The following is a 1940-nucleotide window of genomic DNA, read 5'->3' on the forward strand; positions in this document are numbered from 1 at the left end:
CGCTGCGCTGCGCTGCGCGGTCCAGACGCCCTCGCCGTCCGACGAGGTGGCCGTCACGGTGAACGACGTGAGGTTCTGCATCGCGGTGGGAATGGCGATGGGGGTGCGGAGCGCACCGCCCTGGCAGACGATGTCCTGCTGCGTTCCGACGGTCGAGTTTCCCGCGACGTAGCTGAGCGCGAACTCGGCGCGGGCGGCGCCGATGCAGCGCAGTTCCACCGCGCGGAATGCTGTCGCAGGGGAGAACTGGAGGGTCACGCCGCCCGCAGCCGCGGCCGTGATCGGGCCGGATGCGGCGGTGTCCGACGCCGCGCCGACGATCGAGGTCGACCATGCGCTCCACGCGGCGCGGTCGGCATCCGACGGACCGGTGCTGCAGCCGGCGAGGGCGAGGGCGACCAGACAGGCCGCTCCCGCCGCGCGGATCGGACGTGAGCGGGCCGGGCGCATGATCAGGAGATCGTGAGCAGCTGGTGGCCCGCGGACACGGTGGTGCCGGGGTCGGCGTTGATCGCGCCCACGACACCGTCCTTGTGCGCCGGGATCGGCTGCTCCATCTTCATGGCCTCCAGGACGACCACCAGATCGCCCTTGACGACCGACTGCCCTTCTTCGACCGCGACCTTGACGACCGTCGCCTGCATCGGCGACGTGACCGCGTCGCCGGACGCACCGCTGACCGAGGAGGCCGTGTGCGAGCGGCGCGAGGGCGGCGCCACGACCGGGCGACCGATCTTGGCCGGGGCCAGGGCGATGCGGTCCGGCAGGCTCACCTCGAGGCGCTTGCCCGACACCTCGACGACCACCGTGTGGCGCGGCTCCGCCTCGGCCGGGGCCTCGGCCTCGCCGTCCCACGGCGCGATGTCGTTGACGAACTCGGTCTCGATCCAGCGCGTGAAGACGCCGAAGTGGCCGTCCTCCGCCGTGAACGCGGGATCGCGCACGACCTTGCGGTGGAAGGGCAGGACGGTGGGCATGCCTGCGACCTCGAACTCGTCGAGTGCGCGCCGCGAGCGCTCCAGGGCCTCGGCGCGATCACGTCCGGTGACGATGAGCTTGCCCAGCAGCGAGTCGAACGCGCCGGAGACGCTGTCGCCGGCGGTGACGCCGGAGTCCAGACGGATGCCGGGGCCGCCGAACGTCTTGAACTGGTGGATGCGCCCGGGCTGGGGGAGGAAGCCGCGACCCGGGTCTTCGCCGTTGATACGGAACTCGATCGAGTGGCCGAGAGGCTCGGGGTCGTCGTAGTCGAGGGTGCCCCCCTCGGCCAGGCGGAACTGCTCGCGCACCAGGTCGATGCCCGTGACCTCCTCGGAGACGGGGTGCTCGACCTGCAGCCGCGTGTTCACCTCGAGGAAGGAGATGGTGCCATCGGCGCCGATGAGGAACTCGCACGTGCCCGCCCCGACGTAGCCGACCTCGCGGAGGATCGCCTTCGACGACGCGTAGAGCGTCTCCTTCTGCGCCGCGGTCAGGAACGGCGCCGGCGCCTCTTCGACCAGCTTCTGGTGGCGTCGCTGCAGCGAGCAGTCGCGCGTCGAGACGACGACGACGTTGCCCTCGGCATCCGCGAGGCACTGCGTCTCGACGTGGCGCGGCTTGTCGAGGTACTTCTCCACGAAGCACTCGCCGCGGCCGAAGGCCGCCACCGCCTCGCGAGTGGCCGATTCGAACATCTCGGCGACCTCGCCGAGTTCGCGGGCCACCTTGAGACCGCGTCCGCCGCCGCCGTAGGCGGCCTTGATGGCGATCGGCAGACCGACCTGCTCGGCGAAGGCGACGACCTCATCGGCGCCCGCGACCGGCCCGGGCGTCCCGGGAGCGAGCGGAGCTCCCACCTTCTCGGCGACGTGGCGGGCCGTGACCTTGTCACCGAGAGCTTCGATCGCCTCGGGCGACGGGCCGATCCAGATCATGCCGGCGGCGGTGACGGCGCGGGC

General features: G+C 71.8%; 2 protein-coding genes. Both read right to left on the bottom strand.

Annotation, left to right across the window (positions count from 1 at the left end; genetic code table 11):
- Window positions 1–450: hypothetical protein (locus I5I_RS15015; protein WP_148285577.1), on the bottom strand; the 450-nt coding region annotated here is incomplete at its 3' end.
- A 2-nt stretch (window positions 451–452) separates the two neighbouring features.
- On the bottom strand, window positions 453–1940 hold a 1488-nt coding region (locus tag I5I_RS15020; protein WP_036321637.1), incomplete at its 5' end, for an acetyl/propionyl/methylcrotonyl-CoA carboxylase subunit alpha.

This window comes from Microbacterium sp. B24 (assembly GCF_000333415.1).
GTDB lineage: Bacteria > Actinomycetota > Actinomycetes > Actinomycetales > Microbacteriaceae > Microbacterium.